This window comes from Wolbachia endosymbiont (group B) of Xanthorhoe designata (genome assembly GCF_964028585.1).
Taxonomy (GTDB): Bacteria; Pseudomonadota; Alphaproteobacteria; order Rickettsiales; family Anaplasmataceae; genus Wolbachia.
On sequence record NZ_OZ034794.1, the window covers coordinates 84408 to 111013 of the forward strand.

Annotated in this window: 25 protein-coding genes and 1 pseudogene; 11 read left to right on the top strand and 15 right to left on the bottom strand. The window is 34.8% G+C overall.

Annotated elements, in window-relative coordinates:
- Window positions 1–27 precede the first annotated feature (27 nt).
- Both ABWU64_RS00415 and ABWU64_RS00420 read left to right on the top strand, forming a co-directional pair.
- On the top strand, window positions 28–3444 hold the full coding sequence (locus ABWU64_RS00415; RefSeq protein ID WP_353279621.1) for an ankyrin repeat domain-containing protein: 3417 nt from the start codon (window positions 28–30) through the stop codon (window positions 3442–3444).
- Window positions 3445–3732: 288 nt separating this feature from the next.
- On the top strand, window positions 3733–4893 hold the full coding sequence (locus tag ABWU64_RS00420; protein ID WP_353279622.1) for a hypothetical protein: 1161 nt from the start codon (window positions 3733–3735) through the stop codon (window positions 4891–4893).
- 24 nt (window positions 4894–4917) lie between these two features.
- Here the strand turns inward: ABWU64_RS00420 and ABWU64_RS00425 are convergent, their stop codons facing one another.
- The 6 genes from ABWU64_RS00425 to acpP all read right to left on the bottom strand — a co-directional run bounded on the left by ABWU64_RS00425 (window position 4918) and on the right by acpP (window position 9142).
- Complete coding sequence (locus ABWU64_RS00425; protein ID WP_353279624.1) at window positions 4918–5058, bottom strand: hypothetical protein; 141 nt, start codon at window positions 5056–5058, stop codon at window positions 4918–4920.
- A gap of 204 nt (window positions 5059–5262) precedes the next feature.
- Window positions 5263–6096, bottom strand: a complete 834-nt coding sequence (gene thyX, locus ABWU64_RS00430; RefSeq protein WP_341815556.1) for an FAD-dependent thymidylate synthase — start codon at window positions 6094–6096, stop codon at window positions 5263–5265.
- Window positions 6089–7375 (bottom strand): UDP-N-acetylglucosamine 1-carboxyvinyltransferase, encoded by a 1287-nt coding sequence (gene murA / locus ABWU64_RS00435; protein ID WP_353279625.1) that lies wholly within the window; start codon window positions 7373–7375, stop codon window positions 6089–6091. The genes thyX and murA overlap by 8 nt, the downstream gene beginning before the upstream one ends.
- A 4-nt stretch (window positions 7376–7379) precedes the next feature.
- Window positions 7380–7517: a hypothetical protein gene (locus tag ABWU64_RS00440; RefSeq protein ID WP_158307661.1), complete on the bottom strand. Its 138-nt coding sequence runs from the start codon at window positions 7515–7517 to the stop codon at window positions 7380–7382.
- An 86-nt stretch (window positions 7518–7603) separates the two neighbouring features.
- On the bottom strand, window positions 7604–8875 hold the full coding sequence (gene fabF, locus ABWU64_RS00445; RefSeq protein WP_015588005.1) for a beta-ketoacyl-ACP synthase II: 1272 nt from the start codon (window positions 8873–8875) through the stop codon (window positions 7604–7606).
- 6 nt (window positions 8876–8881) lie between these two features.
- The gene (acpP, locus tag ABWU64_RS00450) at window positions 8882–9142 is read right to left on the bottom strand and encodes an acyl carrier protein (protein ID WP_015588004.1); all 261 of its coding nucleotides are present in this window, start codon (window positions 9140–9142) and stop codon (window positions 8882–8884) included.
- Between the two features lie 127 nt (window positions 9143–9269).
- Between acpP and ABWU64_RS00455 the strand changes: the two genes are divergently transcribed.
- Both ABWU64_RS00455 and ABWU64_RS00460 read left to right on the top strand, forming a co-directional pair.
- Window positions 9270–10052 (top strand): polyprenyl synthetase family protein, encoded by a 783-nt coding sequence (locus ABWU64_RS00455; protein ID WP_353279626.1) that lies wholly within the window; start codon window positions 9270–9272, stop codon window positions 10050–10052.
- Window positions 10045–10917 (top strand): FKBP-type peptidyl-prolyl cis-trans isomerase, encoded by an 873-nt coding sequence (locus ABWU64_RS00460; RefSeq protein WP_353279627.1) that lies wholly within the window; start codon window positions 10045–10047, stop codon window positions 10915–10917. The genes ABWU64_RS00455 and ABWU64_RS00460 overlap by 8 nt, the downstream gene beginning before the upstream one ends.
- 70 nt (window positions 10918–10987) lie before the next feature.
- Here ABWU64_RS00460 and hslU read toward each other — a convergent pair whose 3' ends face one another.
- Both hslU and hslV read right to left on the bottom strand, forming a co-directional pair.
- Window positions 10988–12439 (bottom strand): ATP-dependent protease ATPase subunit HslU, encoded by a 1452-nt coding sequence (gene hslU, locus ABWU64_RS00465; RefSeq protein WP_353279628.1) that lies wholly within the window; start codon window positions 12437–12439, stop codon window positions 10988–10990.
- 1 nt (window position 12440) lies between these two features.
- On the bottom strand, window positions 12441–12995 hold the full coding sequence (hslV, locus tag ABWU64_RS00470; protein ID WP_015588000.1) for an ATP-dependent protease subunit HslV: 555 nt from the start codon (window positions 12993–12995) through the stop codon (window positions 12441–12443).
- A gap of 79 nt (window positions 12996–13074) precedes the next feature.
- On the opposite strand from hslV, the gene gshA reads away from it, so the two are divergent.
- On the top strand, window positions 13075–14229 hold the full coding sequence (gshA, locus tag ABWU64_RS00475; protein ID WP_015587999.1) for a glutamate--cysteine ligase: 1155 nt from the start codon (window positions 13075–13077) through the stop codon (window positions 14227–14229).
- 3 nt (window positions 14230–14232) lie between these two features.
- Here the strand turns inward: gshA and ABWU64_RS00480 are convergent, their stop codons facing one another.
- The 3 genes from ABWU64_RS00480 to ABWU64_RS00490 all read right to left on the bottom strand — a co-directional run bounded on the left by ABWU64_RS00480 (window position 14233) and on the right by ABWU64_RS00490 (window position 16867).
- Window positions 14233–15036, bottom strand: coding sequence for a hypothetical protein (locus tag ABWU64_RS00480; protein ID WP_015587998.1), 804 nt, complete (start codon window positions 15034–15036; stop codon window positions 14233–14235).
- 62 nt (window positions 15037–15098) lie between these two features.
- Window positions 15099–16061, bottom strand: coding sequence for a ferrochelatase (hemH, locus tag ABWU64_RS00485; RefSeq protein ID WP_341815552.1), 963 nt, complete (start codon window positions 16059–16061; stop codon window positions 15099–15101).
- Complete coding sequence (locus tag ABWU64_RS00490) at window positions 16058–16867, bottom strand: hypothetical protein (protein ID WP_353279629.1); 810 nt, start codon at window positions 16865–16867, stop codon at window positions 16058–16060. Before ABWU64_RS00490 ends, hemH begins: the two co-directional genes overlap by 4 nt.
- A gap of 114 nt (window positions 16868–16981) precedes the next feature.
- Here ABWU64_RS00490 and ndk point away from each other — a divergent pair, with 114 nt between their 5' ends.
- The 6 genes from ndk to folD all read left to right on the top strand — a co-directional run bounded on the left by ndk (window position 16982) and on the right by folD (window position 21754).
- The gene (ndk, locus tag ABWU64_RS00495) at window positions 16982–17401 is read left to right on the top strand and encodes a nucleoside-diphosphate kinase (protein WP_015587995.1); all 420 of its coding nucleotides are present in this window, start codon (window positions 16982–16984) and stop codon (window positions 17399–17401) included.
- 122 nt (window positions 17402–17523) lie between these two features.
- Complete coding sequence (locus ABWU64_RS00500; RefSeq protein WP_341815551.1) at window positions 17524–18702, top strand: aspartate aminotransferase family protein; 1179 nt, start codon at window positions 17524–17526, stop codon at window positions 18700–18702.
- A gap of 68 nt (window positions 18703–18770) precedes the next feature.
- The gene (locus tag ABWU64_RS00505; protein ID WP_353279630.1) at window positions 18771–20048 is read left to right on the top strand and encodes an HlyC/CorC family transporter; all 1278 of its coding nucleotides are present in this window, start codon (window positions 18771–18773) and stop codon (window positions 20046–20048) included.
- 9 nt (window positions 20049–20057) lie between these two features.
- A complete protein-coding gene (locus ABWU64_RS00510) occupies window positions 20058–20315 on the top strand; it encodes a DUF2312 domain-containing protein (protein WP_006014634.1) in 258 nt (85 codons plus the stop codon).
- Window positions 20308–20883: a UbiX family flavin prenyltransferase gene (locus tag ABWU64_RS00515; RefSeq protein ID WP_353279631.1), complete on the top strand. Its 576-nt coding sequence runs from the start codon at window positions 20308–20310 to the stop codon at window positions 20881–20883. Before ABWU64_RS00510 ends, ABWU64_RS00515 begins: the two co-directional genes overlap by 8 nt.
- A complete protein-coding gene (gene folD / locus ABWU64_RS00520) occupies window positions 20867–21754 on the top strand; it encodes a bifunctional methylenetetrahydrofolate dehydrogenase/methenyltetrahydrofolate cyclohydrolase FolD (RefSeq protein WP_353279632.1) in 888 nt (295 codons plus the stop codon). Before ABWU64_RS00515 ends, folD begins: the two co-directional genes overlap by 17 nt.
- Before the next feature lie 99 nt (window positions 21755–21853).
- On the opposite strand, the pseudogene ABWU64_RS00525 reads toward folD, so the two are convergent.
- The 4 genes and pseudogenes from ABWU64_RS00525 to ABWU64_RS00540 all read right to left on the bottom strand — a co-directional run bounded on the left by ABWU64_RS00525 (window position 21854) and on the right by ABWU64_RS00540 (window position 26571).
- A pseudogene (locus tag ABWU64_RS00525) lies at window positions 21854–22602 on the bottom strand (cell envelope biogenesis protein OmpA).
- Between the two features lie 110 nt (window positions 22603–22712).
- A complete protein-coding gene (locus ABWU64_RS00530) occupies window positions 22713–23396 on the bottom strand; it encodes a hypothetical protein (protein WP_353279870.1) in 684 nt (227 codons plus the stop codon).
- Between the two features lie 120 nt (window positions 23397–23516).
- Window positions 23517–25976 (bottom strand): leucine--tRNA ligase, encoded by a 2460-nt coding sequence (leuS, locus tag ABWU64_RS00535; RefSeq protein ID WP_353279633.1) that lies wholly within the window; start codon window positions 25974–25976, stop codon window positions 23517–23519.
- Between the two features lie 4 nt (window positions 25977–25980).
- Window positions 25981–26571, bottom strand: a complete 591-nt coding sequence (locus tag ABWU64_RS00540; RefSeq protein WP_015587989.1) for a murein hydrolase activator EnvC family protein — start codon at window positions 26569–26571, stop codon at window positions 25981–25983.
- Between the last annotated feature and the right edge of the window lie 35 nt (window positions 26572–26606).

Genomic DNA, 26606 nt, shown 5'->3' on the forward strand with positions numbered 1-26606 from the left:
TATAGTGAAAATTTTTAAGAGGTGAATATGAAGTTCAAAATAAATTCTGGATCTGACAAATCACAGACGTTGATTAAAAATTTATTTCCAAATACAGAGAGTATAGTAATAAATGATCAGCTTACGATAGAAGTAAAATATGGGGGATTAGCTAGTTATACCCCTGAGTATATAAAACAAACTGTAAAAGATGCTTACGGAGCCTGGTCTGATAATTTCTATTCACAAAAAAGCGTTCATTCTGGTCCAGTAAAATTGCAGCTTTATGTGCTGAAAAATTACGATGATTACAAAGCTCACATCAAGGAACTTTCGGGTGGTAAGGACCATAGAGAATTATGGGGTGGTGGAACAGTAAGAGCACACGAAGCTGACGGCACGATAGCAAAGACTTTTATTGTTGGAGATGTAAATGGCTTACTTTGTGCAAAATCTAAAATTTTAATGGAAAAAATGAGCGATGCATTTCTTGAGTACTCTACCGGTAATATGGATACAGTACCTGAAGTTTTACGTACCGGTATGAAGCTTTTCATGTGGAGCTATGATGCAGCTAAAAAAGAAAGCACTCGCGATATGCATTATACAAAAGAAGCATACAATAAAATGCAGGAATCTGGTCATGATACACCATATAAAATAGCAAGTATGTCTAATGACTATAGAATGTCAGATTGCTTAGTGACATTCCTACAAGAAAAACATCCTCAATTCATAAAGCAATTACTTACTGAGATGTCCTTCAATAGAGTAGAAGCGATATCAAAATTCAAGCATCTTTTGAATAACTCAGAAGTTGAAAAAGAATTTAAGCAGTGGATGGATGTAAAAAGTGGCAATAAAATTGTGGCAGATCTTGTGCCCGATAGTGAAGTTATGACTTTCGGCGAACACAAGCTTCAAATAAATATAAAATATGATGATGAGGAATTAACTCAGAGCAAATTGAGTAGTGTAAAAAATGCTATCGAGAGTACTATAAAAGATTTTGATTCAGCATTTGGCATTAATAATTCTCAGCCTTGGCACAACATACCAAATAAAGTTAATGTTTTCGTATTTAATACAAAGAGTGACTACGAAAATTATCTTAAGGAGTTGAACGTTAACTATAAAGACGCTTCTGGCTTAACAGTTCAAGGGCGTGGCTCAGAAATTCATGTTTATTTTTATTTGCAGGACCAATTCAATGACTCATGTAAAACTTTAAAACACGAAATGGGGCACGCTTTAACTATTATTAACTCCTATTATGGTACAGGTGATGTCTTATCTAAGGCCATGCATGAAGGGGTTGCTAACTATATGGCAAGTTTGGAAGATGGTCGGCATGTCAATGATCACGGAGATAAAGAGGCCTTGATTGCAATAAAGAATAAAGATCTCAAACTAGATGAAATATTGCGCAATAATATTAGCAATAACAAAGGAGAACATTATCATTCAGATGCTGAACAAGTGATCAAATTTCTTGAAGATAAACACCCAGATATGATTGATAATTTGCTCAAGAGCCTTTCTAAATCTGGTGCAAATAGGTCTCAAGGTAATAAATTATTTGAGGATTTTTTGGCTGAGCTGAAAGGTTATGATCAAGAATTTAAACAATGGGTTAAGGCTGAGCTGAGTGGTGAACAACATATGGAATATAATGTTGTTGAATCTAACAGTGTTGAAAGTTCAACAAGCCAACAAAGTGCAGGCAAGGGTATATATGGTTACAGTCCAGTACATCATGTAAGTGGTACCAAGATAGAAAGTATCAGTAGAGAAGATGCTATGCAATCTGCTAAAAAAGCGAGTGCAGACGAACAAGGAAAAGCTGTTACAACAAAAGTTGTGAAGTATAATAAACAGCCTTTCTTAAAGGTGAATATTGACGACAATAATGTAGAAAACACCATAGGAAAAGTAAACGAGATAAATAAGGTGACTAGTTTACATTCTGCTGCTTCATTGGGAGATTTAAGCAAAGTAGCAACGCTTCTAAAACACAATGCATATATTGATGCAAGAGACCATAATGGACAAACACCACTACATTATGCCATTCAGTCAGGAAATACGGAAGTAGCAAAATATCTTATTGATTATGGAGCAAATCTCAACTCTCAAGATACTTACTACGAGGGAACTAATTACTCTTGCTTCAAGACACCTTTGCACTATGCCGTAAAATTGGGAAATATGGGAATAGTTAAGTACCTAGTGGAGCATGGTGCAAATTCTAATATTCCGGATGCTCACAATCTCAGGCCGCTTGACTATGCTATAAAGAATACAGCTTTAGTAAAATATCTTATAGATAACGGTGCAGATATTAATGTATGTAATCCGATATTTCATTTTGTTAAGGTAGGTGATCTAGATATGGTAAAATATTTAGTTGAGCATGGTGCAGATCTCAGTATCAAGAACACGTCAGCTCAAACGCTGTTGCACTATGCAATCGAACTAAAACACACGGAAATTGCTAAGTATTTAATAGATCATGATGTAGATATTGATGCCCGTGATATTAGCTCTGGTAAATCTCCACTACATTTTGCCATGCACATGAAAAATATGGAAGTAGTTAAATATCTCATAGAGCATAATGCGGATATTGATGTTCAGGATAGCTACGGCTTAACGCCTTTGCACCTTGCTGTTGATCTTGAAAATAAGGAAATAATAAAACATTTAGTTGAAAAAGGTGCGAATGTTAATGCACAGGATAATGATGGTTGGACACCTTTAGTTCATGCAGTGAGGCATGGAAAGTTAGATACAATAGAATATCTAATAAAAAACAAAGCTGACGTTGATGTTGTAGGCAAAGATGGCAGGACACTTATTGAACATGCTGAGTTATGGGCAGAAGGGAAAGGGCTAGAAAGAGATGTAATAGATAGCAAAGGCGATAATGATTCTTATTATCGTGAGCTTTCAAAAGAGGCTGCAACTTGGGAAAAAGCTGGAAAGGATATGCTTAGCTATCTCAAAAAAATTACTATGCAAGAGAACGATATAGACCAAATGCCAGCAGATCAACCTACAAGTGAAGAAAGGAATAAAAGGTCGCTAATAGGAGACGAAGAGAAGCAAGAGGAAACAATTGTTATAGATAATGTGAAAGAAGAATCACAACATCCTTTAAAAATCAAAGTGGGTGAGGCTGTTGAAATAGGGAAATATAAGGTAGAACTGCAAGTTACGTATGATGATGTAAGAAATTTTTATGACACTATACGTGGTAAATATCATGATGGTAGTGGATACAATTATGAGCAAGTAATGGTTTTGTACAATGAAATTGTTAGGCCAGCATCACAGCATCATGATGAACCATTTACTCTTGCTGAGTCCTATATTGCAGATGGGCATCTATTTATTAAAAATCAAGATTTTGGAATTTTGAATGATTTTAATGAGATGTTCTATAAAAGTGATGAGTTTATGTAACATAAAAGGTGGATGAGAATTAATTGATATAAGGAATGAAATCTTCTCCTGTCATCCCAGTGCTTCGACACTGGGATCCAGTTTTTCATATAATCTCATCACAAACGTTTATTTTAATTTAAGACCAATACCTAATTTAGAATCAAAATTCCTGGATAAGCACTGACCATCCACTATGTAATTTACTTTTTTATATAATAAATAATACTAATTTACTAATATATTAATTGACAAGTGGTGTGGGTTATACTATTATTAAGATATATAGTTAATATCTTAATAATTAATATGCCAAAATATGTTAATCGCATTGCTGAATCTATTGTATTAAAAGTCTATACTGACAAGAAAAACGCTAAAATTAGAGTGTTTTCTAAAACTAAAGATGGAGAAGTTGAAAAAACACTTTCAAAACAGGAAATTGCGGAGTTTTTAAATAAATTTGCCAACAGAGGAAAGCATAAAACTGCTATCAGTAAAAATGTAGAACAAGGTATAATTAAAGATATAGAAGGTATACATAGAGAAAATGATAGATATGTATATAAAGCACCAGATTTATCAGCTGAAGAACAATATAATAAATTATTTGAAAGTGAGCAAGCTATTCAATTTGATTTGAATGCTTTTATGTCAGAGAATATATCTAAAATTGCACAATTAAAAAATAGATTTGAAGAAATTTTAGATTTTGATCCCGAAGAAGGGTTATGTCACTCATTAAATTACTTTATTACCTTTATAAGATTAGAGAGTAGGAAAGATTTTGTTCAATTCCTCGAGTCTGGTAATATTATATCTGAACAAGATTTTATGGACTATATTGATGGAAGAAAAGAACAAACGATTGAGTTATTAATGATGCAGTTTTTATCGCAATTCTTACCTATTATTGATGTTCAGAGTATTAAAAGGCGAGAAGGAGCTCTATTTTATTTTGATGAGAAAATGCATGAGCAATGGTGTGATGGTTTATCTTCAACAAAAGTATGGATAGATACTGACCAAGAACAAATCAAACGTGTCTTAAATGATGTGGAGATAGGATGCTACTTGGAATTTAATTCTTTTTATCTTGCTAATAATGGAGCGGATTTCAAGGATGCTGGACATTCTATGTTGTTGTATAAAGCAGAGAGTGATAAATACATATTTTTTGACCCTAGTAAAGGAGCGGTTGGCTTTTGTCCTAATACAGGAGCTGCTAATTTTACATTAGAGGAAGTTAGTAGGGCAATAGAACTTGCTGTAAACCATTATTCATATAATATGTATGTTGAAAATTCTCCAGATTATTGCGAAATTTGTATTACGCTTAGAAATGCAACACTAATGTTAAAGAAAGCTAAAAAGCTTTATGAAACAATGGAAAGAACAAATTCAAGAATAATTGATATATCAGTTGATAAAGGTATGAATAAATTGTTGCTCACACCTGCAAGTCTGTGAAAGGACATAACTTGATCTTAAGGACTAGATTCCAGTATCAAGTACTGACCATCTACTATGTAATTTACTTTCAAAAATAAATGTTCCAGTGGTTTCATCTCCTCTCATCCCAGTGTTTCCTTCTCTTGTCATCCCAGTGCTCCGACACTGGGATCCAGTGTTCATATAATCTCATCACAAACGTTTATTTTAATTTAAGACCAATACCCAATTTAGAATCAAAATTCCTGGATTCCAGTGTCAAGCACTGGAATGACATCATCTACTATGCAAATTACCAAAATGTTTGTACAGCTGTGACTGGTTTGGGTTTTGTACAGCTATCCTGCAAACGCTATGTAAATAACAACTATACATTTATCTTCAAGATTATTTACCAAGTATAGACATCAGCTCATTCCATTCTCTTTTACCAATGCCACTTTCTTCTCTCGTAACATTTTCTCCTTTTATTAGCTTGCGAATTATTTCAAGACCAGTTTTTGAAATGCAGGCTGATTTTAGCGAGTATTCAACAAAAGCATTATAGGCCAGCGGGACCCATTTCTTTACTATGTCCAACATAACTTCTGCATAGACTCTAATTTCATATTGGGCGTGCTGATCAGCTCTAAGCCTTAAAAAGTGAAAAAGGTTATGTAAATCTATTTTCCAATAAAACTGAGTATAGTAATTAAGTGTTAGATTAGTTCGGGCAATTTCCCTTGCAAGGCCCTGTTCAATAAATTTCTCATAATGAGAATATACTAAATGAGAATCATTTATTAGAGAATCTATTATTTCTTTTGAAGTACTTGAGTCAAAAGCTTCACCGCTGCCTTGTTTATTATTATCAGATTGTTTTGCAACCTGTTCTGGTATATAAAATTCATTATCAAGTATCGAATACCTTCCGGAATATTCATTCACATTTGCAGTTCTGTGTCTTATCCACTGTCTTGCAATAAAAATTGGAAGTTTCACGTGAAACTTAATTTCACACATTTCAAATGGAGTTGTATGATGATGCCTCATCAAATACTTTATAAGCGCTTCATCTTGATTTATCTGTTTTGTTCCTTTTCCATAAGAAACACGAGCAGCTTGAACTATGGCGCTATCAGAGCCCATATAATCAATCACTCGAACAAATCCATGATCTAACACCTTATGTTCTTCGTATAGAATTTCATCTATCTCTTTTACTGTAGTTCGCTTATTCATAACATGTCCTCAAGGAAATATCGGCTCCACACGAATTGAGTTTTTCGTCCATTGCTTCATAGCCTCTCCATAAATGATGTGAGTTATTTATTATAGTTTCTCCTTTAGCCACCAAAGAAGCAAGAATTAAAGCTGCGGTTGATCTTAGGTCATTAGCATGCAGATTAGCTCCAGATAGACTCTTTGTTCCACTTATAGTAGCTTTACTTTTTTCGATGCTGATATTAGCACCTAATTTTCTTAACTCATTCGCATGTGCAAATCTACTTTCAAAAACATTCTCTTCAATGATTGATATTCCATCTGCAATGCACATAGCAGACATTAGTTGTGGTTGCATATCGCTGGGAAAGTCGGGGTATGGATTTGTTGTAACGTGAATAGATTTAATAGAGCCATTTTTTCTAGAAATAATCATACCATCGTCACATAACTCAACTCCGGCTCCTATAGTCTTCAATTCATTTGCAATACATTCCATATCAGACAAATTTACTCCTTCTAACTTTAGCTCGCCGCCGGTAATGACAGCAGCCAGAGCATAAGTACCGGCCTCTATGCGATCTGGTATTATTTTATGCTCACACCCATTTAATGCTTCAACACCTTCTATTGTGATTTTTGTATTATTAACTTCAATATTGGCACCCATACTCTTCAGAAATTCTATTAAATCAAGAACTTCCGGCTCAATTGCAGCATTGTTTATTATTGTTACTCCCCCTGCAAGTGTTGCTGCCATTATTATATTTTCTGTTGCACCAACACTCACTTTTTCAAATGTTATTTCTTTGCCTTGCAATTTCCCCTTTGTTGTTGCAGTTATATTACAGCTATCAATTTCAATTTTAGCTCCCATTGCTTCAAGTGCCTTAATATGAATGTCAACAGGACGTTTTCCAATATTACATCCACCAGGAAATACTGTTGAAACTCTACCAAATCTGCTGAGCATTGGACCTAGCATTAAAAAAGATGCTCGCAGTCTGCTTGCAATTTCATGTGATATTAAATAGTTATTGATATTGCTACAGTCAATTTCCAAAGTGTGATTTGCTTTATAGTCTTTATTGCATATAAAATTTACTTCTGCACCAAGACTCTTAAGCAGCTCAGACATCAAATTCACATCAATTAAATCAGGTACGTTATGCAAAGTTATTGAAGAATTACTAAACAAGCTTGCCGCCATTATTGGCAAGACGGCATTCTTTGAACCATTAATCTTGATTTTTCCAATTAAGGGCTTATGGTTACTTCTTACTAATATTTTATGCATTTAATCAAGCGATAGAACTTATCAAGTAAGTATAATAGGTTAGCGGTAAAAGACAAAATTTTGCTTTTTCTTCTTCTGTCATTCGAGTAGCTGACACTGGGATCCATTTCTTCATCATCATCAAAATGTTATATTTCAACATTACTTTTATGCTGACCAATTTAACTGGACTCCAGTTTCAGCTACTCGAATAACATTTTCGTAGTCGATTCAAAATAGCATAATTAACTACACCTTTCCAAAGATGAGAGACGCGTTGGTACCACCAAAACCAAATGAATTAGAAAGCGCATATTGAATTTTATGCTCTTGAGCTTTAAGTGGTACAAAATTTAAATCACACCCTTCTGAAGGTTTGTGTAGGTTTAAAGTTGGTGGAACAATTCCATTGTTTAATGCAAGGATACTAAATATTGCTTCAACACTTCCTGCGGCACCAAGTAAATGTCCTATAGAAGATTTAGTCGAGGAAACAGGTATTTTATAGGCATAGTCACCGAATAACTGCTTCATTGCTATTACTTCAACTTTATCCCCAAGTGTTGTTGAAGTTCCATGTGCATTGATATACCCAATTTGACTTGGGCTTACTTGTGCACTCCTTAAAGCAAGTTCCATTGCCTTAAGTGCGCCTCTTCCTTCTGGATGTGGTGCTGTGATGTGGTGCGCATCTCCTGTGAGTCCATATCCAGTGAGTTCTGCATATATTTTTGCTTCCCTTTTTTTTGCGTGTTCATATTCTTCCAGAACTAATATACCTGCCCCTTCGCCCATGACAAATCCATCGCGTTCTTCGTCCCATGGCCTTGAGGCCTCTTCAGGCTTATCATTGAATTTAGTTGATAGCGCCTTCATCGATGCAAAACCTGCAATTCCAACTCTGCATAACGCACTTTCTGCTCCGCCTGCAATCATAATGTCAGCTTCACCGAGTTTTATAGCTCTTGCTGAGTTTATAATCGCATGCGCACCTGTTGCACATGCAGTTACCGCTGAGTCATTTGGACCTATAAATTCGTATTTAATAGAAATATGACCAGATATCAAATTTATTAGACTTGCAGGAACAAAAAATGGGCTAACACGTCTAGGCCCCTTCTCCTGCATGGTAATTACATTTTCCTGAATTGATGGAAGACCACCTATACCAGAACCAATAGCTACACCTATTCGCTCTTTATTAATATTTTTATTTTCCAAAATTAGTGAATCTTCTACTGCCTGAACAGCTGCTGCAATTCCGTAGTGAATAAAACGATCTGTTCTTTTTAGGTCTTTTTCAAAAATATAATCTGGTGGATTAAAATAATGCTCAATGTTATCGGATTGCACAGGCACCTGCCCTGCAACCTGACAAGCAAGATCAGAAGAGTCGAACCTATCTGTATTGATTGCTTTGATGCCAGATTTACCTTCTTTCAGCTTTGACCAGGTGTTATTAACATCTGCTGCTAGTGGAGTAATTAAGCCAACACCGGTAACTACTACTCTTCTGCTCATTCAACATCAATTGTTTGCTTTGTTTACTACATATTCAACTATCTGTTCCATAGTTTCCATTTTTTGCGCATCTTCATCAGGAATCTCTATACCAAATTCTTCTTCAGCTGCCATGATTATTTCAACTGCATCTAAACTATCTGTGCCATGGTCTGAAAGCTTTGAAGAACTACCAAATCCCTCTACATCCTTACTGATGTGCTCTAGTATAATCTTCTTTACTTTTTCTTCTATATCTTCCCTAGTGCTTTTTGCCAATTCGTTCATTTCTTACTAAAAAATAACCTATTCTCTGATGTTATAAGAAATTTTGATGTTTGCAATAGCTTTTATGATTATATAAACTATTAAAAACTTCCTATCTCATAGCACTCGATAGTTAATAGATTTAAAAATGCTAGACGAAACAACAAAAAATTTGCTTGTTGTAGAAGTGAATAAGCTCTTACCTGAAAATAGTGAGAATAAACTTATATCAGCTATGCGTTATGTGCTTCTTGCTCCTGCAAAACATATACGTTCTTTTTTAGTTATAGCATCTTCGTCGATATTCAACATAAAGGTTGAAAAAGCAATAACAACAGCAGCAGCAATTGAATTTATTCATGCTTACTCCCTAATTCACGATGATCTGCCATGTATGGATAACAGTGATACCCGCAGAGGCCAGCCAAGCTGCCACAAAAAATTTGGTGAAGCAACAGCAGTACTGGCCGGAGATGCATTACTTACCCTGGCTTTTGAGATATTATCTGTGTTAAATTGTGAGATCATAAAAGTGCTCTCTCAAGCAACAGGAATGAAGGGAATGGTGGGAGGGCAGATTTTAGATATAGGTGCAGATTTTGACAAAATAAAAGAAATTCATTTGATGAAAACTGCAAAACTATTTGCAGCTTCATGTGAAATAGGGGCTATAATAGGAGGCGCTACAGACAAGGAGCGGGAAGCATTATATAACTATGGAATAAATCTAGGGCTTATTTTTCAAGCCAAAGATGATATCGAAGATTATGAGCAAGATAAAACAAACAATTTAATGTCCATGCTTGGAAAAAATGAAATGGAAAACTATATAGATAGTCTCTTTAAACAGGCCTCAGATAATTTAAGTACGCTTTCAGGGAATACTAATGACTTATATGATTTATTGAATCAAGTAAAGAAGGATGGTTAGAAAAATTATATTACAAATGTTTATCTCTGTAGTAATGATTCTCACTTTAGCTTCTGCTTTTATAATTACGATTGTTTATATAAACAAAGATAAACCAGAGAAAAGGGAAAAGCTTTACGAAATAAATGCTACACATGGTGGTTTGACACAGATGATAGCAAGTTATTTGGTCAGGCCGATACTTGAATCAGCTCTTGATCGTTATATTGAAAAGCATGGGTTAGCAGAATACTTAGAAGAAATAACACAGCAAAAAGAAGAAGAGATGATAAACTTTTATGAAATTACTGAAGGCAGTGGCAGTAAAGTTTTCTGTGGCCAAGAAGTTCTGCTACAAATGTACAAAGTCTCCAACAACCTAGCAACGCTACTTCCGACTGATGTCAATTTGAAAATAGGTCAGGATTACTTAAAAGAAGTGAATTTAGGGGTAATAGGTATGAAAGAAGGCGGAGAGCGTGTAGTTACTATTGCTGCTGATGACAACAAAATGAGTTTTAACTCTTATTACATCAAACTGATTGAAGTAAAAGATAAATATCCCGATTCAGTAAATAACCTGATGATTTTTAATGATTTAATTAACAAAACTGGAAAACGAGTAAAATGTGGCGATGAGATATCAGTTCAATATAGCATAAAGAGACATAATGGTGAGTATATAATCAAAGATCAAATAGTGCAGTTTAAGGTTGGTGACAAAAAAATACCACTTGCTATAGAGCTTGGAGTTGTGGGAATGAGAGCTGGTAATAAAAGAACAGTTCTTTCTCCACCTGACCTTTTAACTGATGTATTAACAAAAGACATAGATTTTGATATTGCAATAATTGATTTAAGCTTGAATTCTACTATTGAAAAATAGCTTAAAGAATTACGAAGTAAGAAAAAATAAAACCTCTTGAATGCTCTATATTACTTAAAGTAGGCTTCCTCTAAAGTATAAATTTAGATAAATCAAGCTGCTTTGAAATTGACTCTAGTTTATCTCTTACATATTTGCTATCTATAACAAATTTTTCACTATTTTTTTTAGAAGCGATAAAACTTATTTCATCCAAAAGCTTCTCCATGACAGTATGAAGTCTTCTTGCACCTATATTTTCCACTTCTCTATTAACTGTAAATGCTATTTCAGCTATAGTCTCTATACCATCATCAGTAAACTCAAGTGTTACATTTTCCGTTTTCATTAACGCTATATACTGTTTTAACAAACTAGATTCTGGTTCCTTTAATATTTTTATTAGATCCTCTTGAGTAAGCGCCTTAAGTTCCACTCTAATTGGCAATCTACCCTGTAATTCTGGTAAAAGATCAGATGGCTTAGATAAATGAAAAGCACCAGATGCAATAAATAATATATAGTCTGTTTTTACGGGGCCATACTTAGTTGAAACAGTTGTTCCCTCAAGTAATGGTAACAGATCGCGCTGCACTCCTTCTCTGTTGACTTCACCTTTTATTTCTGTACGTGCTGCAATTTTATCTATTTCATCTAAAAACACTATGCCTTCATTGCTAACAAGATCAATCGCTTCTTTAATTATCTTGTCTTCATCCATTAACCTTTCGCTTTCTTCATTAATCAATATTTCACGTGCTTCTTTCACTTTAACTGTAATAGTTTTTGTTTTTTTGCTCCCATTAAACATCTTGCCCACGATTTCTGTTACGTTCATCACACCAATTTGCCCACCTGGCATACCAGGTATATCAAAAGTGGGTAGCATACCCTTGCTCTCCCTGACGTTAATAGAAACTTCTCCATCTTCAAATTCCTTATTTCTCAGTCTTTCTCTGAAAACTTTTTTGCTTTCCTCGGTTGCATCTTCACCAACCATGGAGTTGACTATTATCTTTTCAGCCAAACCTAAAGCTTTTTTAGTTAAGGCTTTACGTGCTTTTTCCTTAACTAAAACTATTGCTGCGTCAACTAAATCACGTATTATCGAGTCAACATCACGTCCAACATATCCTATTTCAGTAAATTTCGTTGCTTCAACTTTTATAAAAGGTGCACCAGCAAGCTTTGCTAAACGGCGAGCTATTTCAGTTTTACCAACTCCCGTATGGCCTATCATGAGTATATTCTTAGGTATAATCTCTTCACGTAGTGGAAGTGGGACTTTATTTCGACGCCAACGATTTCTGAGTGCAATAGCAACAGCGCGCTTTGCATCATTCTGCCCGATTATAAATCTGTCTAATTCTTTAACTATCTTCTGTGGTGGTAGATCATCTAATAAAGCTTGTGAGCTTTGAATGCTGCTACTTCCTGTACCTTCATTTTCATAGAGGCTATTTTTCTCATTACAGTCATCATTATTATCAAATTGACCTACTACAGGTTGACCAGAAGAATTGGTACACAAAGTTCTTGACATATTACTCCTTTATTTTTTCAATAATTAGATTATGGTTTGTATAAACACATATATCGGCAGCTATCTTCATAGCCTTTTTTGCAATCTCCTCTATTGATATTCCTTCAACGTCAATCAAAGCTTTTGCTGCAGATAAAGCAAAATTTCCTCCAGAGCCAATGGCTGCAATGCCATCCTCAGGTTCAAGAACATCACCCGTTCCTGTAATGACCAATGAAATGGACTTGTCTGCCACGATCATCATAGCTTCTAATTTTCTTAGATATTTATCCATTCTCCAGTCTTTTGCAAGTTCAACACATGCCCTCATTAACTGTCCTGGGTGCTTATCAAGTTTAGATTCTAGCCTTTCGAAGAGAGTAAATGCATCAGCTGTTGCTCCAGCAAAACCGGCAATTACGGAGTCACCAGAAAGACGCCTAACTTTTTTTGCTCCAGATTTTATAACGGTATGGCCTAGCGAGACTTGCCCATCACCTATTACTACTACATTTTTGTCTCTTCTAATTGACAGTATAGTAGTACCATACATTTTACTGCTGTCATGATTAATCATTTTTTGTTATTTTAATTCGTTATATTATATAGATTATAACTTATAATATAGTACTTTTCTTATAACATTTAAAGTGTAGATGCAAAACATAATTCATCCAAATCTGGAAAAAGATATAAATAATTGGTTTGAGGCAAAATTTAACGGCCTTACATTGCCATTTTATAGCTCTATAGATCTTAGAAACTCCAGCTACAAAATTGCTCCAGTAGACGCTAATTTATTTCCTGCAGGTTTCAACAATCTGAGCGAGGTATCGAGAGTAACAGCAGCAAAATTGATAAAAAGCTACTTCGAAACAAAACAATATAAGAAAGCCCTTATAATACCGGAAAATTACACACGAAATAAAATGTATATAGAAAATGTATTTGCCATAGAAAAGGTGCTTCAACTTGCAGGTTTCGAAACTAAAATTGGTCTCTTTCACAGTGAAGCATATAATTTAATAGAATTATATGAGACTATTGTAAAAGAAAATTCTTTGTTAAAGACAACTTCAGGATTTGTACCCGATGTTATTATACTGAATAGAGATATGACAAGCCACATTCCAGATATTCTCAAAAATGTAAAACAAGAGATAATACCGAGCCCACTGTATGGTTGGCACAGTAGACAGAAATTTAAGTATTTTGAAATTTATCAAAAATTAGCGTCCGAATTTTGTAGCGGGTTTAAAATAGACTCATGGCTCATTTCTGCACTTACAGAAAATTGTAATGAAGTAGATTTTAATGATGATTCATCACTAAAAGCAATAGCGGTTAAAGTTGATCAAGTATTGTCTCTAATACAAAGTAAATATCAGGAATATAAAATAAAAACACAACCTTACGTTTTTATCAAAGCAAGCAATGGCACATACGGAATGGGTATCATAACAGTGACAAGTGGTGAAGAAGTGTTAAACCTCAACAAAAAAAAGCGCAGTAAAATGAAAAAGGTAAAGGAAGGTATAGAAGTAAGTAGTGTTATTATACAAGAAGGTGTACCAACTATCGATGTATTTAAGTGCAGTCCTGCAGAACCGCTGATATACTATGTAGGGAATACGCCTGCGTGCTACTTATATCGATGCAATAATAGAAAAGATACATATTCTAGCTTGAATTCCACTGACTGTGAATTTTATGACATCAGCCAAGAAAATAAAACTCTGCCACTTTGGAACATTGTTAGCAAATTAGCAGTATTAGCATTGGCAGTAGAAATAAAATCTTTTCACCTCTAATCCTTACATTCCCACAGCGTTGCCATCGGGCAGATCATTACCATCATTACCGGGCTGAGTATGGTGAGCATGATAGAGTCCAGTAGAAGGATCAGTGCCATTACTAGGTTGATTAACAAACTTATCGATGTTTGATATCAAGTATGCTATGCTTAATATTAAGCTAACTGTTATGCTTAAGTTGAAGTTATAGATTATTCCACCACCCAAGTCTATCGGTATAGTTGCAATTTCCATTCTCTTTAATGTAAAGCTTAATAAGCCTAATGACAAGGTTATCGTGCTGAAAATAACATCTTTTCTACATTCAGCAGATTTTTCAGGATTCTTATTATCCAGATACTTCTTCCATGTATAATAATAGCTTATAAATTCTGAAAATAGAAACAGAACTGCTGATGTTAAGCTAATATAACTTATTATATCTTTATTGTTCCCAGCTAGGAAATGAATGATTTTTGTCTGCATCAATATTCCTATTGTACAATTTGCCAAGAAGGCTAAGCTACCTATAACCTGTGCTGGTTTTTTAGGCTCACCTTTATCGTCCTGAGATTTATATCCAGCTAACTTGAGCCCAGAATGAAGAATGAGTAATGTTGATGTTGGTAATTTTATGAACTTGGCAATATCTAATATAGTACAAATATTGGATCTGTTGTTATCAATAAACTCGCAACAGAATTGCAATGAAATTTTACACAATATGCCTGTTAAACCTACTGCAATACAATACATCTTTCTAATATCATGATTGTGAGCATCATGTATACTGTGTATAAATGTATTTGGCTTACCTTTTGGCATAAGTAGATAATAAAATAATAACTTTTTAATGTTATACCATAAAAATCTTAAAAGATAAAGTGCTATAAATCAGGACCTTGAGAATGATCTAAACATAAATCTGCCAAGCATTTGATAAATAAGAGATCAGTACTGAGAGTTGGTACGCGAAAATAATATCCGTCTTTGATAATTGCTTTATACTCTATATCAAGTTCAACCAGTGTTTCCGAATGTTCAGACACAAAAGATATAGGTGATAAAACTACGGGTATATCATCGGCTTTTGCGCGTGACAATTCACTTTCAGTGCTAGGCTCCAACCATTTTACTGGGCCAACCTTACTCTGATAACATATTCCCCAATCAAGATCTTCAATATTCAATTTTTTTACTATTAACTTTACTGTTTTTTCTATCTGTGAAGCGTAAGGGTCGCCTTTTTTAATGATACTAAGAGGCAAGCTATGAGCTGAAAACAGTACTCTTGGCTTACCGATTTTGCTAGCTAACTTGTAGTACTTAGCTGTCAGATTGGTGTAAGCTTCAATAAAGTCTTCATTGTCATAATAATTATTGATTATTGTTGTGTTACATTCTAGGCTATGTTTTTTGGCATTTTTTTGCCAATTCTCGATGGATGATAGAGTTGTGGTGGTTGAATATTGTGGATATAGTGGTAACAGAATGATTTCGTCAGGGTCGAATTGCTTTACGCTTTTAACAACTTCATCAGCAAATGGATGCCAATAACGCATGCAGATGAATATCTTATACACATGGTTTCCATCTTCATTTAATTTTAGTTCTAAAGCATCAGCTTGTGCTTTTGTATTCTCCAAAATTGGAGACTTACCTCCAATGTGCTCGTATATTTCTTGTGCAGTATTTTCTCGCCTTTTGGAGATAAACTTTGCTAAAAGAAAGCGGAAAGGATTGGGTAGATTGACTATTCTTCTATCATAAAAGAGATTAAATAAAAAAAGACGAACTGCACTCAGTGAATCAGGCCCGCCTAGGTTAAATAAGATTACTGCCTTCTTCACTGACAACACCTTGCTTCAGGTTTGCCTATAAAATCAGCTACACACTCATCAAGTTTAGTTACAGGCACTAAATTTCTCACACTAGCATACAATAGATGGCCAGATCTCTTCACGTTACTCTGTGTAGATACAAAGTTTCTATCAAAAACCACATCAACACAGAAACTTGGAACTGCTTCAAGAAGCTCAACAGCAGCCAAAGATATCATTATGCAGCTTTGTAGGGCCTTCAGAAGAATAGTAAGGGGAAAAAGTAAAAACCTAACAAAGAGAGAGGGAGGACTTTCATTCATTAGTTGTCCTGGATTAGGAGAATTATACTCAATATGCTGTCTGTTTTTATCAAAGATAGGAAATTTTATAATGTCTTTCTTAAATTCCTGCTCTATTTGTTTCTCGGTATAATTTTCATTATTAGTCATTTTTTTCAATAACTTTTCACGCAAGTGAAAGGTTCTTATAACAAAACATGTTGCAATCATCAATGCAGCGCATGTAAGTGCACACTCCTTAAGACTTATACTACCTATCATAGGTAATGCAAGACAAATAAATGGCACTATGATTGTCATTTCAAGCAATGGAATGACGTTCTTTATTATTGCAAAAAAAGCGCCTTCTTTTAATTTTGTATTACGATATGCGCTATACTCCAAATAACTCAAACACGCCAAATTAAAAGTTAAAAATCCCTTTGTTCCACAAAAAATTGATGATTTTAAATTATTAACAAATGTTTTAGCAGAAGATTCAGTTTCAACCGGTTGTTTGGTAGTAGATTTAGTTTTTTTACAACAAGCATGCATACAATACTCTCTTGATGGTTTATTCTTAACTATAAGTGAAAAATTGCTTTTATCAAATCAAAGTTTATAATAAAATAAACCTATAAATATACGATCTTAATATAAGGAAATAATATGGCAATTGAGAGAACGCTTTCGATATTAAAACCTGATGCAGTAAAAAATAATATTACAGGCAGTATAAATTCTTACATTGAAAAATCTGGACTAAAAATTATAGCACAGAGAAAGATGCTGCTGACAAAAAAACAAGCAGAGCTGTTTTATGAAATTCATAAGGATAGGCCTTTTTTTGAAGAGTTGGTGGAATTTATGACTTCTGGGTCTGTGATAGTTCAAGTTTTAATTGGTGAAAATGCAGTCAGTAAATACAGACAAATCATGGGTGCTACAGATCCAAAACAGGCAGATAAAGGTACAATTAGGGGTGATTTTGCTAATGATATTAGTGAAAATAGAGTGCATGGTTCTGATAGTCTAGAGAATGCTCATAGAGAAATAGCTTTCTTTTTTGCTGAATGTGAATTGGTGTAGTTTTACTTTTTTACATATTAAATTTCTGAATTTTATGTTGAACTGTATAATATTAGCCCAATTTTTAGTTGAAGCAATATTAAGGGAAAGCTTTTTCATGCACAGTATAGATAATATTTAAAATGGATCATGTTGTTAATGCTTATAATAGATCTGAAGCTTCTATAGTTAGAGGAGAAGGAGTATATCTCTTCGACAAGGATGGTAAAAAATATTTAGACTTTGCTGCAGGAATTTCTACAACCTCTCTAGGGCATTGTCATCCATACATTACAGATAAACTGAAGGAGCAACTGGATTCATTATGGCACTGCTCTAATATTTTTACTATTCCCCAGCAGGAAAGGCTTGCTCAGCGGTTAACAGAACTTACCTTTGCCGATAAAGTTTTTTTCTGCTCAAGTGGACTTGAAGCAACAGAAGCTGCAATTAAATTTATTCGCCGCTATTTCTACTTAAATGGACAAGAAAAGCGCAGTCACATCATTACAATTGAAGGAGGTTTTCATGGCCGCAGTATTGCTGCAATTTCAGCTGGGGGAAATGAAAAATCACGCGAAGGTTTTGCTCCACTCCTTTCTGGTTTTGATAAAATTCCAAGAAATAACATTGAAGCATTAGAAAAGAAAATCAATAGCGAAACAGCTGCCATATTTTTAGAGCCCATACAAAGTGAAGGCGGAGTACATCCATTGGATGTAGAGTATCTTAAAAAAGTAAGAGAGATAACAAAAGCTCAAGGAATAATTTTATGCTTTGATGAAGTGCAATGCGGATATGGACGGATTGGCTCTCTATTTTACTATCAAAATATAGGAGTTGAACCTGATATGCTCACTTGTGCGAAGGCTATGGGTAATGGATTTCCTCTGGCTGCATGTTTAGTAAAAGATTATATAGCAGAAGCAATCACTCCAGGAACTCATGGGTCAACTTATGGAGGTAATCCACTTGCTATGACTGTTGGTAATGCAGTACTCGATGTAATGCTAAAGGAAGGCTTTTTTGACCACGTTAAGAAGGTCAGTAAATATCTAAAAGAAAAGTTGTTGCCTTTGACTGAAGAATTTCCGAAGATCGTTTCAGAAGTTCGTGGGGAGGGTTTATTGATAGGGATAGAGCTTAGAGTACCTTTGGCTGATAAAATTGTTAAACAATCTCTTGACAAAGGCTTAATAATGACTAAAATTTTAAATAATAGGGTAATAAGAATAACTCCTCCACTTGTTGTTGAGAATATGCATGTGAATGCAGTGTGTGATATATTTCATGATTTATTTTTTTATATTAAAGATATATAGACTTGCAAATGCTTCTTACAACATATAAAATCAACTTTGTTTCTATATCGCAATAACATCATACTTTAATGAATTGGTTATTGATTTCAGTATTGTCAGCAATTTTTTTCTTATTGATTTTATCGTTTTTGTTCTCAGGAGCAGAAATGGGGTTAACCTCAATTAGCCGATCCCGAGTGAATAAACTAAAGCTAGAAGGTAACAAAAGAGCCAAGATAATAGAGCTTTTGTTAGGTAAAAAAGAATTAACAATAGGAACAATATTAGTATGCAACACAATTATTAACATTACTTGCTCTGCTTTATTTACAGCAATATTTATAAATTCTTTTGGGAGCGAGGGCATACTTCTTGCAACATTTATGATGACGTTTTGTATTTTGCTATTTTGTGAAGTTTTACCAAAAACTTACGCCATGCAAAATCCTGAAAAATTTACATTACTTTCTGCTTATTTTATGCTGTTTTTTGTCAAGGTTCTTTCTCCATTGACATTAGGCATTCAGTTTATTGTCAATATCATTCTGAAGTTATGTGGGCTTCATAAGAATAGGGAGGTAATATCTGCAGCAGATGCAATGCGTAATATGATTACTCTTCACCGCAGTGAGGGCACTATGTTACAACAGGATTTAGATATGCTAAATAGTATACTTGATTTGGCTGAGACAGAAATATCACAAATTATGACCCACAGGAGAAACTTATTTTCTCTTGATATAGATCGAAACAAAGAAGAGTTAATAAGAGAGATTTTAACCAGTAGCCATAGCAGAGTACCTTTATGGCAAAAAGAACCAGATAATATTGTTGGAGTGGTTCACGTGAAAAATCTAATAAATGCCTTGCGTGAAAAGGATAATAAAATAGAGATTGCCAAAGTTATGTCAAAGCCTTGGTTTATACCAGAAAGTACGCCACTCAGTGTACAACTTCACAACTTCCGTAAAAACAGGAAACACCTTGCATTTGTTATTGATGAGTATGGAGCACTACAGGGAATCGTAACTCTTGAGGATATACTGGAAGAAATAGTTGGAGAAATTTCAGATGAACATGATTTGATCACAGAGAATTTTATAAAAAAGATATCCGATAATATGTATCACATAGAAGGAAAATCTACTATTAGGGATATTAATAGACAGTTACATTGGGATCTTCCCGATGAAGAAGCTACAACTCTAGCAGGTATGATTGTAAACGAGATAGAGCGCATTCCTGAAGAAAATGAAGAGTTTTCCATGTACGGTTTTTACTTTAAGATTTTAAAAAAAGATAAAAATATTATTACTATGATTGAAGTACAAGTAAAAACTGATAATACTGTAGTAGCAATTAATTAGTTGGGTTCTATGGAAGATACAGTAAAAATAACGGCTGAAGATTTGAAGAGCTATATAGAGAGAATCGAAAAACTTGAACAAGAAAAGAGGGATGTGCAAGATCACATTCGTGATGTATATGCAAAAGCTGCAGATGAAGGTTGGGATATAAAAGTGATGAAACAGATTATTAGGCTAAGAAAGATGGATGATGATGACAGGGAGGAACAGGAAATATTACTTGATACCTACAAACGTGCATTGGGAATGAATTACGAAGGTGAATAGTAGGATTGTAATTGGAATAAGTGGAGCATCTGGTTCTATTTACGGTGTACGGATTCTAGAGGCACTAAAAAATACCAATCATGAAGCTCATTTAGTGATCAGCAGTGCTGGAAAAATAACTATAGCTCATGAGATTAAAGAAAAACTTGAAGATATTATATCGCTTGCAGATTTTTACTATTCTGAAGAAAAAATAGGAGAAAAAATAGCAAGCGGCTCATTTAAAACCTCAGGTATGGTTATTGCTCCATGTTCTATGAAAACAATGTCTGAAATAGCATCGGGGGTGACTTCCAATCTATTAACAAGGGCTGCAGATGTAACTCTAAAAGAAAGAAGAAAATTAGTTCTTATGGTGCGAGAATCTCCACTACATCTTGGACATCTCCGAAATATGTTAAAACTAACGGAGATGGGAGCAATTATTGCTCCGTCGATGCCTGCTTTTTATATTAAACCAAAATCTTTGGATGATATTGTAAATCATTCCGTTGGTAAAGCATTGAATTTATTTGATATCGCATTACCTGACTTCAAGGAGTGGCAAGGAAATGTCAATTATTATTAACGGTAAAAAAATAGCAAATGATCTCTGTGAGGAGCTATCAAAAAAAATTGATATTTTAAAGAAAGAGTATAATGTTTTTCCTTGTCTTAAAGTAATTCTTGTGGGTAGCAATCCAGCAAGTCAGGTCTACGTTCGTAATAAACAAAGAAAAGCAGAATCAATAGGCATAAGTTCTGAAACTATTGTTTTGCCTGATAGTATCTCAGAAGATGAATTGATTAAAAAAGTCAATACATTAAATGAAGATCCATCTGTGCATGGAATTTTAGTTCAGTTACCTTTACCAAAGCACATCAGTGCAAGCAGAATAATTAATACAGTAAGTGTTGAAAAAGATGTAGATGGCTTTCATGATGAGAATGTTGGCAGGTTAGTTAAGGGTGAAAAAAATTGTCTGATACCTTGTACTCCCAAAGGTTCTTTGCATTTAATTAAGTCAGTTGAAAATAATCTGTCCGGTAAAAATGCGGTAATCATTGGCAGATCAAATATTGTGGGTAAGCCAATGTTTCACCTATTGTTGCAAGAAAATTGCACTGTTACCATTTTGCATTCACAAAGTAGGGATTTAGCTGATTATTGCTCTAAGGCGGATATAGTAGTTGCAGCAGTTGGAAAGCCAAATTTTGTTCAACCAGATTGGATAAAAAAAGGTGCAATAGTGATTGATGTTGGCATAAATAGCATTAACATAGGAAATCAAAGTAAGCTTGTGGGTGATGTTGACTTTGAGAGAGTAAAAGAAAAAATCAAAGCTATTACTCCAGTGCCTGGTGGAGTTGGCCCGATGACAATAGCATTTCTTATGATAAACACTGTAGTTGCTGCTTGCTTACAGCGGGAAGTTGATCCTTCTGATTTTATTGCTTAAGGTTTAGCTTAATGTTAGCATAAACAGAGTACCCTTGCAAATAGCACATATATAGCACCGAGCATACAACTGTGTATAAGGATTCAAAGTGTTCATAGCTTAAAAATTATAACGTATACCTACTTCTATGATTGTGTCTGGTTTTTTCATCGGTGGTTTAAAGCCACTTAATTGACCACTTGCAGCAATAGCAACTGTGCCAACTATCTGCGGAATAATTTCACAATCAACACCTAACTTTACTTTATAGGAAATAGAACTCAGTATTTTATCTACTAAAGATGAATCAGCAGTTGTATCAGCTCCATCATCGTTATTAGATTCATCAGCAAATTGTGGAACTTTTTGTGGTGCTTCAGCTCCATTGTCATTAGCTGTATCATTAACGCCAAAGCCAAAAGGGATTATTTGGGGATACCCACCTAAACCTACACTGGCATATAGCCTAACGGGATCAATTTCAAGATCAGGATAGTAAAGGTAATTTGCCAATAAACTAGCTACTACTTTCCTTTTTCTTTATCAGTTATATCACTTATGTCAGCAAGAACCTCAAGTTCAAACTTAGAATTTTGATTATGGTGATAACCAAAAACAACGCTAGGTTTCAATTTAAAGCTTTCACCCCATCGAGTCCCAAAGTTTAAACCGACATAACCTACATAGTACTGATCTTCGTACTGGTCTTCATATCGATCTTCGTATTGATCTTCACAATGATCTTTGTGTTGATCTTCATACTGATCTTTGTACTGGTCTTCTAACTCACTTGCACCATTACCAGCCGTACTTGCTAAAGCAACCAATACAGCGAGCACTTTCATCGCTCTCATATAATTCATACACATTACTTCCTTAAAACAGACTGAAATAAGTGTTCAAACATACTAGCAGCAAGTTTTGAGCATTGCTTGTGGTTACACCTAACCATTAAACATGTACGCAATGTTATCCAGCATTAAAAATTATAACGTATTCCTACTTCTAGCATCGCGTCCGGTATTTGTAATGGTGGTTTAAAACTATTTAGTTGCCCACCCGTGGTCATACCAGCTGTACCAATTATCTGCGGAGTAATTTCATAATCAACACCTAACTTTACTTTATAGGAAATAGAACTCAGTATTTTATCTACTAAAGATGAATCAGTAGCTGTATCAGTTCCATCCTCGGAAATAATGTCCTCAGCAAATTGTGGAACTTTTTGTGGTGCTTCACCTGGACCTATATCGCCCTCTTTGTCATCTTTTTGAACTTCACCTTCACCTTCACCTTCATCAGCTGTATCACTAACACCAAAGCCGAAAGGTACTACTTGGAGATAACCACCTAAACCTACACTAGCATATAACCTAACGGGATCAATATTAAGCCCAGGATAAAAGCGATAGTTTGCCAATAAGCTAGCTCCTATGCTCTTTAATGACTTAACATTACTGAGAACCTCAAGTTCAAATTCAGAGTTTTCGTCATGATGGTAACCAAAAACAACGCCAGGTTTCATTTTAAAGCCACCACCCCAACCAGCACCAAAGTTTAAACCTGCATAATATTTATCTTTCAACTCACCTATAGGATCTCCTGCACCTGCTAGAGATGAAGTGAGCAACACAGCTAAAACGCATAATCCCTTTATTTTCATATAACTACCCATACAAAAAAATATATAATGCACAAGTATATATCCTTTATATTAAAAAAGATATAACTACATATTAAAAAAAGTATACCTATGAAATTAGGAACATGCTACTCAAAATTTTTATATAACTATATTTACTATCCTATTTGGTACAGCATATACGGCGCGAATTTCGCTTTGACCAACTTTATTAGATATAGAGTCTATTGCTATTTTCTTTAATTCTTCTTGAGGTAAATCAGTTGCCACTTCAATGGTCGCACGTAACTTTCCATTGATCTGCACTGCTACAGTCACCATATTATTAATTAGTAGTGATTCATCAGCTTTTGGCCAAGGTTGCATATATAGCATGCCTTCGCCTCCTATTTTTTGCCATAAATTTTCAGCCAGGTGTGGCATGAATGGCTCAATTACTCTGATTAGTATGCATATACCTTCATCAATAAGAGATTTTCCAGTTTTTACGTCTATTTCAGCTATTAAATTTGTCATTTCACGGAATTTCGCTACCACACAGTTTAATCTGCAGTTTTCCAAGTCATCTGTAAGTCCGCGTAAGAGTTTATGGATTTTTTTTCTATATTCTAGAAGTTTGCCTGTAACTCCTTCATTATCATAGTGTATGTTTACGGGCCTTAGCTGAATTACCATACGCCACAATTTATTTATATAGCGAGAACAGCCTTCTACGCCATCATCTGACCATTCCATATCTTTTTCTGGAGGAGTGTCAGACAATACAAACAAGCGAGCAGTATCAGCACCGTACTTCTCTATGATAAAGTTTGGGTCAACTGTATTCTTCTTTGACTTACTCATCTTTTCGACTTTTCCAACTTGGATCTTAGCACCCTTCGCAACCAACTCTTTTGCTTCTTCGGGAAAGAGCCATTTGCCATTCTCATCTTTATAAGTTACATGACAGACCATTCCTTGAGTGATTAAAGTAGAGAAAGGCTCTTTAACATCAAAATAGCCACATCTAGTTAAAGCACGGCAGAAAAACCTTGAGTAAAGCAAATGTAGAATTGCATGTTCTATTCCACCTATATAATAATCAACAGGCATAAAACGATTACAAGCATCTTTATTAATCGATTTATTTTCACTGCAAAATGCAGCAAAATACCAAGAAGATTCAAAAAAAGTGTCAAATGTATCAGTTTCACGTTCTGCTTGCTTTCCGCACTTTGGACAATCAACAAATTTCCAAGTTGGGTGCTTATCCAGGGGATTACCACCACTTGTAAATTCTACATCCGTTGGTAGAACAACAGGGAGGTCTTTTTCTGGAACTGGAACAATTCCACAATCTTTACAATGTATAATAGGTATAGGACATCCCCAATAACGTTGCCTTGAAATTCCCCAATCGTGTAGACGATAGTTTATTGTTTTCTTACCTATTCCTTTTTCTTCAAGCTTTTTAATAATTACTTCCTTTGCCTCATTAATCATTAGTCCGTTTAAGAATTCAGAGTTGAACATCACTCCATCACCGAAGTACGGTTCTTTTAAGATCTCTGTGCTCTCTTCACAAACTACAGGAATAATCGGTAAACCATACTTCTGCGCAAATTCAAAATCACGCTGATCATGTGCAGGGCAACCAAAAATCGCACCTTCTCCATACTCCATCAACACAAAATTCGCTACGTACAGTGGCAACTCTTTATCAAGAAATGGATGTTTGACATTTAATCTTGTGTAAATCCCGATTTTTTCATCATTCTCTCCCTTTGCCTTCACACTGTCGATAAAGCCTTGTATGTCTTCGTCCTTAAGATTTCGCACAATAGGATGCTCTGCTGCTATTGCAAGAAAAGAAGCTCCAAATAAAGCATGAGGACAAACTGTAAAAACCTTTAATTTCTTATTCAAGCCAACTATTTCAAACTCTATAGTTGCCCCTTCAGATTTTCCTATCCAGCGCTCTTGCATAGTTTTGACTTTTTCTGGCCAGTTTTTTAAACTTTGCAGACAATGAAGCAAATCTTCAGCAAAATCAGTAATCTTTAAAAACCACTGAGATAACTTACGTTTTTCAACAACTGCACCTGATCGCCATCCTTTTCCATCAATCACTTGCTCATTTGCAAGCACTGTTTGATCTACTGGATCCCAATTAACCCACGACTCTTTTCGATAGGCAAGCCCATGCTTTAAAAAATCCAGAAAAAATTTCTGTTCGTGTTTGTAATAATCGGGATCACATGTGGAAAGCTCGCGATTCCAATTATAGGAAAGACCTATAGATTTTAGCTGTGCACGCATATTGTCTATATTCTCTTTTGTCCACGCCGCAGGGTTAATCTTGTTGTCTCTTGCTGCATTTTCAGCTGGTAATCCAAACGCATCCCAGCCAATTGGGTGCAAAACCTCAAATCCACGAGCTCTCTTGTAACGTGCTATTACATCCCCTATTGCATAATTGCGCAGATGCCCCATGTGAATCTTACCAGATGGATATGGAAACATCTCCAACACGTAACATTTCTTCTGTTTACTATCTTTGCTTACAGAAAAATTCCACTTATTTTGGTAGAATTTTTCAACGTTTTTAAAATCATATTTCATAAATTCAATCACAGTTTATATGTACTAAAGGATCGACCGCTTGACCATTATGACGTATTGTGAAACACATCTGCGGATCTTTATCTTGCGTGCTTGATTTACCTGCAGATCCAATAACCTGGCCTTGTTTCACTTTATCACCAATTTCAACTTGTATGTTTTTTAAATAGGAGTACATAGTCATGTAATTATCTTTGTGTTCCACTATAATTAAATTTCCGTACCACCTCAGGCCTTTGCCTACGTATATCACTTTGCCAGGCGCAGAAGCAATAACCTTTGTTCCACTTTGAGCAGTAATTTTTATGCCATCTTGACATATCTTATCAGAAGAAGTAACTACACCTTTAACCGGTATTACAAATTTACACATGCTTTGTGCATTATTGTTATATACCTTATCTACGAAGGCTTTTCTACTTTCTTTTTGCAGCGAAGAATCAACATTTTCTTTAATCAAATGATACTCCCTTGTGTACTCTAGGTCTCTTTTTCCATAAAATTCTTCGCCTTTAAGTAGTACAGGTGCAGGTTTTTGCAGGCCACAGCTTATCAGTATTGCTGATAATATAAAGAACAAGGCTATACGACACATACACTTATCTCTAGATATATCAACTTTCACAAAAC

Bases quoted from the DNA above. Each gene is read 5' to 3' on its own strand.
- folD (WP_353279632.1), top strand. From the start codon at position 20,867: ATGTCAATTATTATTAACGGTAAAAAAATAGCAAATGATCTCTGTGAG.
- ndk (WP_015587995.1), top strand. From the start codon at position 16,982: ATGGCAATTGAGAGAACGCTTTCGATATTAAAACCTGATGCAGTAAAA.
- ABWU64_RS00540 (WP_015587989.1), bottom strand. From the start codon at position 26,571: ATGTGTCGTATAGCCTTGTTCTTTATATTATCAGCAATACTGATAAGC.
- ABWU64_RS00490 (WP_353279629.1), bottom strand. From the start codon at position 16,867: ATGCATGCTTGTTGTAAAAAAACTAAATCTACTACCAAACAACCGGTT.
- ABWU64_RS00415 (WP_353279621.1), top strand. From the start codon at position 28: ATGAAGTTCAAAATAAATTCTGGATCTGACAAATCACAGACGTTGATT.
- gshA (WP_015587999.1), top strand. From the start codon at position 13,075: ATGCAAAACATAATTCATCCAAATCTGGAAAAAGATATAAATAATTGG.
- ABWU64_RS00440 (WP_158307661.1), bottom strand. From the start codon at position 7,517: ATGTTGAAATATAACATTTTGATGATGATGAAGAAATGGATCCCAGTG.
- ABWU64_RS00420 (WP_353279622.1), top strand. From the start codon at position 3,733: ATGCCAAAATATGTTAATCGCATTGCTGAATCTATTGTATTAAAAGTC.
- ABWU64_RS00455 (WP_353279626.1), top strand. From the start codon at position 9,270: ATGCTAGACGAAACAACAAAAAATTTGCTTGTTGTAGAAGTGAATAAG.
- thyX (WP_341815556.1), bottom strand. From the start codon at position 6,096: ATGAATAAGCGAACTACAGTAAAAGAGATAGATGAAATTCTATACGAA.
- ABWU64_RS00480 (WP_015587998.1), bottom strand. From the start codon at position 15,036: ATGCCAAAAGGTAAGCCAAATACATTTATACACAGTATACATGATGCT.
- acpP (WP_015588004.1), bottom strand. From the start codon at position 9,142: ATGAACGAATTGGCAAAAAGCACTAGGGAAGATATAGAAGAAAAAGTA.
- ABWU64_RS00460 (WP_353279627.1), top strand. From the start codon at position 10,045: ATGGTTAGAAAAATTATATTACAAATGTTTATCTCTGTAGTAATGATT.
- hslV (WP_015588000.1), bottom strand. From the start codon at position 12,995: ATGATTAATCATGACAGCAGTAAAATGTATGGTACTACTATACTGTCA.
- hslU (WP_353279628.1), bottom strand. From the start codon at position 12,439: ATGTCAAGAACTTTGTGTACCAATTCTTCTGGTCAACCTGTAGTAGGT.
- ABWU64_RS00425 (WP_353279624.1), bottom strand. From the start codon at position 5,058: ATGAACACTGGATCCCAGTGTCGGAGCACTGGGATGACAAGAGAAGGA.
- ABWU64_RS00500 (WP_341815551.1), top strand. From the start codon at position 17,524: ATGGATCATGTTGTTAATGCTTATAATAGATCTGAAGCTTCTATAGTT.
- leuS (WP_353279633.1), bottom strand. From the start codon at position 25,976: ATGAAATATGATTTTAAAAACGTTGAAAAATTCTACCAAAATAAGTGG.
- ABWU64_RS00505 (WP_353279630.1), top strand. From the start codon at position 18,771: ATGAATTGGTTATTGATTTCAGTATTGTCAGCAATTTTTTTCTTATTG.
- fabF (WP_015588005.1), bottom strand. From the start codon at position 8,875: ATGAGCAGAAGAGTAGTAGTTACCGGTGTTGGCTTAATTACTCCACTA.
- murA (WP_353279625.1), bottom strand. From the start codon at position 7,375: ATGCATAAAATATTAGTAAGAAGTAACCATAAGCCCTTAATTGGAAAA.
- ABWU64_RS00510 (WP_006014634.1), top strand. From the start codon at position 20,058: ATGGAAGATACAGTAAAAATAACGGCTGAAGATTTGAAGAGCTATATA.
- ABWU64_RS00530 (WP_353279870.1), bottom strand. From the start codon at position 23,396: ATGAAAATAAAGGGATTATGCGTTTTAGCTGTGTTGCTCACTTCATCT.